At 57.0% G+C, this 6,071-nt stretch carries 3 protein-coding genes and 3 pseudogenes; 5 read left to right on the top strand and 1 reads right to left on the bottom strand.

What is annotated here, in order from left to right; all coding sequences use genetic code 11:
* Window positions 1–281: 281 nt before the first annotated feature.
* From ACERNI_RS17930 to ACERNI_RS17920, 3 genes and pseudogenes are all read left to right on the top strand, one after another.
* Window positions 282–1,634, top strand: a complete 1,353-nt coding sequence (locus ACERNI_RS17930) for a hypothetical protein (RefSeq protein WP_448834590.1) — start codon at window positions 282–284, stop codon at window positions 1,632–1,634.
* A 326-nt stretch (window positions 1,635–1,960) separates the two neighbouring features.
* Window positions 1,961–3,478 (top strand): annotated as a pseudogene (istA, locus tag ACERNI_RS17925) (IS21 family transposase).
* Entirely contained in the window at window positions 3,475–4,191 is a 717-nt protein-coding gene (locus ACERNI_RS17920; protein WP_448834589.1) for an ATP-binding protein, read from the top strand. The pseudogene istA and the gene ACERNI_RS17920 overlap by 4 nt, the downstream one beginning before the upstream one ends.
* Here ACERNI_RS17920 and ACERNI_RS17915 read toward each other — a convergent pair.
* Window positions 4,104–5,164, bottom strand: a protein-coding gene (locus ACERNI_RS17915) for an IS630 family transposase (RefSeq protein ID WP_448834588.1) whose coding sequence is annotated in 2 segments (ribosomal slippage) — window positions 4,104–4,657 and window positions 4,657–5,164 — 1,062 coding nt in all. Because the reading frame shifts where the segments join, the coding sequence is not laid out codon by codon here. The two genes, ACERNI_RS17920 and ACERNI_RS17915, sit on opposite strands and share 88 nt — an antisense overlap.
* Window positions 5,165–5,250: 86 nt before the next feature.
* Here ACERNI_RS17915 and ACERNI_RS17910 point away from each other — a divergent pair.
* Both ACERNI_RS17910 and ACERNI_RS17905 read left to right on the top strand, forming a co-directional pair.
* A pseudogene (locus ACERNI_RS17910) lies at window positions 5,251–5,457 on the top strand (ATP-binding protein); the annotation flags it as partial.
* 172 nt (window positions 5,458–5,629) lie between these two features.
* Window positions 5,630–5,761 (top strand): annotated as a pseudogene (locus ACERNI_RS17905) (IS3 family transposase); the annotation flags it as partial.
* Window positions 5,762–6,071 lie beyond the last annotated feature (310 nt).

Genomic DNA, 6,071 nt, shown 5'->3' with positions numbered 1-6,071 from the left:
AATGTCGATCAGTCCTAGAGTGAAGGCGGGCGGGATTGCGAGGTCGCCGTATCACGTGCCATTATCTGCAACATTTCTGAGGCAGGAGTAAATCGGGTGCATAGCGGGGTCACTTGGTATGACATGAGTTTTGGAAGTTGGGATATGGCTGAACGAGAAGATCAAGGAGAGTTTGCCATAGGCACTTTTATCCTGTCTCTTCCTCCTCGATCCATATAAAATCCGCTTCATTGCCCGTTGAAAACCCCCGTATATTCCAATGTCAAATGAAATTTGATAACATGATCAGACGTCAAATCACGCGGTTCGTCCGTCTCTCGACATATTTTGAGGCGCAGTTAGCGGAATACGGTTGGATACACGCCGTCCGTTCCTCATGGACCCAATTGATCATCCCATACGTGAGACGTCGGGCATTATATTTTGCTCAATGGCTCGCGCCAACCGGTGGTGCTTCTGAAAAGGGGCGCGGGGTCGGCTTCAGCCGATTGAAGGGACCAATCAAGCCGGGAGTGCTATTTGTCGGATACGCCGAGGGGGCCCTAGGACTCGGGCAGGCCTTTCGCGCCAACCTTCGGGCAGCTGCGTCGGCTGGAGTGGATTTTGCAATATTTCCTTTTAGAAGGAACATAGAAACGCGGCTGATTGATCCTTTTATGAGAGAGAAATATGATGAAGAAAATACATATGCTGTTAATGTAATTCAAGTGGCTACAGATCAGATCCCATTGGTTATTGAGGAGCTAGGATGTAAGTCGGTTGATGAATCTTATAATATTTTGTATACGTATTGGGAGCTTTCGCGAGCGCCAGAAGAGTGGCGTCAGTTTTTAGAAAAAATCCAGGAAATTTGGGTGCCGAATCAATTTGTCGCGGAGTCATTTTCTGAGATTTTCGATGGAACTATCATAATTATACCGCCGGCTATTGAAAATATATCACCTGTATGCGTTGATAGGGGGGGGTATGGTATGAAAAATGATAAATTTTATTTTCTTTTTAGTTTTGATTATTATTCGTCTGCTTACAGAAAGAACCCGTTGGGAGTGCTTGATGCGTTTGGCCGGGCGTTTCCGTTAGGAAGTGAGCCGGTAGGCTTGGTTATCAAGTCAACCGGAAACTCTGACCACGTTCCTGAGATAAAATCAGCTATATTTGACGCCTGTCAACGTGATGACCGCGTCCTATATCTGGACAAAAGCATGCCACGCTATCGAATGGAGGGCCTGCTTCAGGCTTGCGACGCCTATATTTCGCTCCACCGCGCCGAGGGCTTTGGACTTGGTATGGCAGAAGCGTTGATGTTAGACAAAATTGTCATTGGAACTGACTATTCAGGTTCGAGAGACTTTCTTTCCGTCGATACAGGTTACCCTGTGCCTTATACCTTGAGGCCCTTGGCTTCGCATGAATATCCATGGGCTACCGGTCAGGTTTGGGCCGAACCCGATGTGGCGGCGGCGGCGGACTTAATGCGTCGAGCGGTTAAACAACGAAATGAGGCTAAAATCAAATCGCAGATAGGACGAGAGCTTGTTAAGACTAGGTATGATGTAAATAGAGTTGGCTTGTTGATGAAAAAAAGAATAGATGATATCTGTGAGATGTTGGAATTAGATATGAAGGATCGTTAGAATTTGTGCATTTTATTCTGTCTTTTCAAAAAATTGAAGTATTTTACGCATTTTGGCCTAAATATGATCGCGATGTGTCCCACGGTTTTCCAGGGCATCTCGATGGTACGATCGGCTTGGCGCGCAAAATCGCTTTCAGCTTGGCAAATACTTTTCGCTTGGGTTGACGTGTTGTCCATGATGTCAAGATTGGGAAGAAGTGGTCCCGAAATTTCGAGCCAGTCGTTATGAGAGCGCCGGGAATAAAGTAGGCCAGTTTTTGAGGGGTATCGGCGGGATAAAAGTGAGCCAATCCTGCTAGACCTCCGTTTTCGCGGAGGCTGAGGATGAAAAGAGTGGAGCTTTATCAGAAGGTTCGCCGTGCTGCGCTGATTGACAGGCTGAGCCGTCGGAAGGCAGCAACGTATTTTGGCATCAGCCGCAAGACAGTCGACAAGATGCTTCGTTTTCCCGAGCCGCCACCCCATGGTCGAGCAGGCTGGTCGTACAGCCGGAAGCTGGCCGGGTTTACAGGTATCACGACGCCATACTGGAGACGGACCGCGCGGTTCACGCCAAGCAGCGGCATACCGGCACGCGGATATTCGAGCGCCTGCGGGATGAGCACGGCTATAGCGGCGGGATCACGATCGTCCGTGCCTATGTGGCCCGCGCCCGGTTACGCAGGCGCGAGGTATTCATGCCGCTGTCGCACAGACCCGGGCGCGCAGGTTGATTTTGGCAGGCGGACGGGACTATCGGCGGCAAGCGTGTGCGGTTCCTTTACTTCTGCATGGACCTGCCGCACAGCGACGCCCCGTTTGTGAAGGCCTATGCAGCTGAAGTGGCAGAGGCGTTCTGCGATGGGCATGTTGCAGCCTTCGCCTTTTTTGGCGGCGTGCCGGTGTCGATCCTTTACGACAACACCCGACTGGCGGTGGCCCGGATCCTCGGGGATGGCCAGCGCGAACGCTGCAGGATGTTCGCCGGCCTGCAGAGCCATTACCTGTTCGAGGACAAATTCGGTCGCCCCGGCAAGGGGAATGACAAGGGCAAGGTCGAGGGGCTTGTCGGCTATGTGCGCCGGCGCTTCATGACCCCGGCTCCGGTTGCCGACAGCCTTGATGCCCTGAATGGGTGCCTGCTCCAACAGTGCTTGGAACGGCGGCAGGCGGTGCTGCGCGGGCACAGCCAGAGTATTGGCGAGCGGATGCAGGCCGATCTGGCGGCGTTCATGAAGTTGCCGGCCGTGGCGTTTGATCCGTGTCATGTGGTGACGGGCCGGGCCTCATCGCTGTCCCTGGTCCGCTACCGGACCAACAGATTACTCTGTGCCGACGGCCCATGCCCACCAGGAGGTGGTGATCAAGGGCTATGTCGGGCGGGTCGAGATCATCTGCCGGGGAGAGCGGATCGCGGTTCACCCGCGCAGCTATGAGCGGGAGGATTTTGTCGCCAACCCGCTGCATTACCTTGCGCTGCTTGAGGACAAGCCGCGAGCGCTTGATCAGGCTGCGCCACTGGATGGCTGGGTGCCGGCGGAGCCAATGCATCGCCTTCGCCGGTTGATGGAAGCGCGTAGCGGCAAGGAAGACCGGCGCGAGTTCATACAGGTGCTGCGTCTGTGCGAGCGCTTTGAACAATCCCTTGTGGAATGGTCGGTTGCGCGGGCGCTGGACATGGGGACGGTCAGTTTCGATGCGGTGAAGATGATCGCCCTGGCGCGGCTGGAGCGTCGCCAGCCAAAGCTTGATCTGGAGTTCTACCCCCATCTGCCGCGGGCAACCGTCGGTCACACCGACCCGCGCAGCTATATGGGGCTGCTATCCCGGTCGCAGGCTCCGGAAGTGGGAGCGCAGCCATGACGCAACCATCCATGCCGTTGCCGGCAACGGAGCCAGAACCCACCAGTGTGCCGCCTGCCGTGCTGCTGGCGAACCACCTCAAGGCGCTCAAGCTGCCGACTTTCGTGCGCGAGTACGATAAGGTGGCGCTGGGAGCCGCCCGGGACCAGGCCGACTATCCGCGCTATCTGCTGCGGCTGTGCGAGCTCGAACGGATCGACCGCGAACGCAGGATGGTGGAGCGCCGGATCCGTCTGGGGAAGTTCTCGCATACCAAAAGCTTCGATACCTTCGACTTCACGGCCCAGCCCTCGCTGAACAAGCCGCTCGTGCTGAAACTGGCGCGCGGGGAATGGATTGAACAGCGCCGCAACATCATTGCGCTGGGGCCAAGCGGAACGGGCAAGACCCACACCGCGCTCGCGCTGGGCCTTGTGGCATGCCAGAAGGGACACAGCGTGGCGTTCACCACGGCGGCGGCGCTGGTTCACGACCTCATGGAGGCGCGGGACGAACGAAGGCTCCGGACGCTCCAGAAGCATCTGGCGTCGGTGAAGCTGCTGATCCTCGATGAACTCGGCTACGTGCCCTTCACCGCCGTGGGGGCCGAATTGCTCTTCGAGGTGCTCATACCAAGACTCTCTGATCAGAACCCTTTCGCCCATTTGCGGAGTCCGATTGACATGATGCGCCATGGTTGTTCGACGAGGCGGTTCCAGGCGTCACAGCAATGATCCACGACATTGCCGCAAGAAGAGAAGAGGCGGTTTGACAGCCAGTTATCGCGCATGAACTGCCAGACGTTCTCGACCGGGTTCAACTCGGGGCATTTTGGCGGGAGCGGCAGGAGGGTGATGTTCGCTGGCGCGTCCAGCTTGCTGGAGACATGCCAGCCAGCCTGGTCGAGCAGAAGCACGGCGTGTGCGCCGGGCGGGACCTGGCTGCTGATTTCGGCAAGGTGTAGCCCCATCGCCTCGCTATCGCAGCGCGGCATGACCAGGGCTGCGCCTTTGCCACTTTCAGGACAGATGGCTCCGAATATCCAGGCAGAAGCCCGGCGCAGGTCACGCTGGGCGACAGGCCGCGCGCCGAGCCGGGCCCAGCGCCGGGTGATCTGTGTTTTCTGGCCGATCCGGGCCTCATCCTGCCACCACAGTTCTATTGCGGCGCCCTTGGGCAGGCCCTTCCGGATTTGCGCCAGACGGACGGGGAAGCTTTTTTAAAAGCGGCAATATCCTGCTGACGCTGGCCTTGATGGCGGGGACGGGCCGAAAGTTTGCGAAAGCCCATGGTCCGCAGTTCACGCCCGAGCGCCTGCTTGCTGATGGAGACGCCAAACTCATCCCACAGCCATTGGGCGAGATCGATAATGCGCCAGCGTACGATCCCGTGAACCGCCGGAATGGGGCCGGCCTCAATAATCTCAGCCAACAGACGCCGCTGGATGTCGTTGAGGATTGTGTCAGGCCCCGGAGGCTTGCGTGTGGCAAGTCCATCGGGGCCAGCGGCATTGAAACGAAGCACCCAGTCCCGGACAATCTGCAGCGTCACGCCCCCGATGCTGGCCGCATCGCTGCGGCTGGCGCCTTCCAGAATGGCGCTGATCGCAAGAAGCCGGCGAACCTGGGCTGGATCTTTTGAAGCCCGGGCACAGGAACGTATCTGCGCGGCAGTGAAATCATCCCGAACCCGGATCGGCGCAGCCATCGCAAATCCCCAACCATTTGCGAAACTGAATCACGCCCGTCCCGCCGACAAAACCCCTCCATGAGTCGTTGTCAGTGAGGCTTGGTATCAGCCAGCGTTACGAGCGCGGCAGCACGCTGGTCACCAGCAATCTGCCATTCGATGAATGGACCACGGTGTTCGGCTCGGAACGGTTGACCGGCGCCTTGCTCGACCGGCTGACCCACCACGTGCACATCCTCGAGATGAATGGTGACAGCTACCGTCTGGCCAGCAGTCGCAGGCGCCAGAAAGACAGGAGCCCCCTATCATGACCTGACCAGATACGGCCATCGGCAGCAGGAAATCGGCTTCCGCTCCGCTCCAGCCGCCTCCCCGCTGCCGAACGAAAACTGCCTCGTCATGAGGCTCTTTAATTGACCCGACTGGCCTACTTTTAAACCGGCGAATGGCCCCTTTTTATTCCGGTGTTTACACGTTCCGGATGTCGCGGCCCGTTTGGGCGTTTCGGCACATAGCCTGTACAAATGGGTCAAGGCCGTATCCCCGTCAGATCCGGGCAGCAATCCAGGGAACTCCTGGAAGCAAAGGAGCGAGGTTCTTCGCCTTCGCTCTTAACTGCGTCGCACCGAAGATGAGCGGGATATCCAAAAAAAAGCCGCGCGGTACTTTGCTAGGGAACCCGAGTGAAGTACCGCTTCATGAACGACCACCGTCGTGACCACGCCATCACATTGATGTGCCGGGTTCTGCGGGTGGCGCTCGCAGGGTTCTGCGCTTGGTTGCATGAACTGAACCGCCCCGGATTTGCCGGAGGCCGTTTCGTTTAGGTTGGAAACCCATACAATTGTCTGAGTTTGTTTACATACTCACCCTCCGAATTGGTTTGTTGGAGGTGCATGGAGATGAAAGGGCGCTTGTTCTGGCT

Source organism: Camelimonas sp. ID_303_24 (genome assembly GCF_053543495.1).
This window is presented reverse-complemented; position numbering and strand designations above follow the sequence as displayed.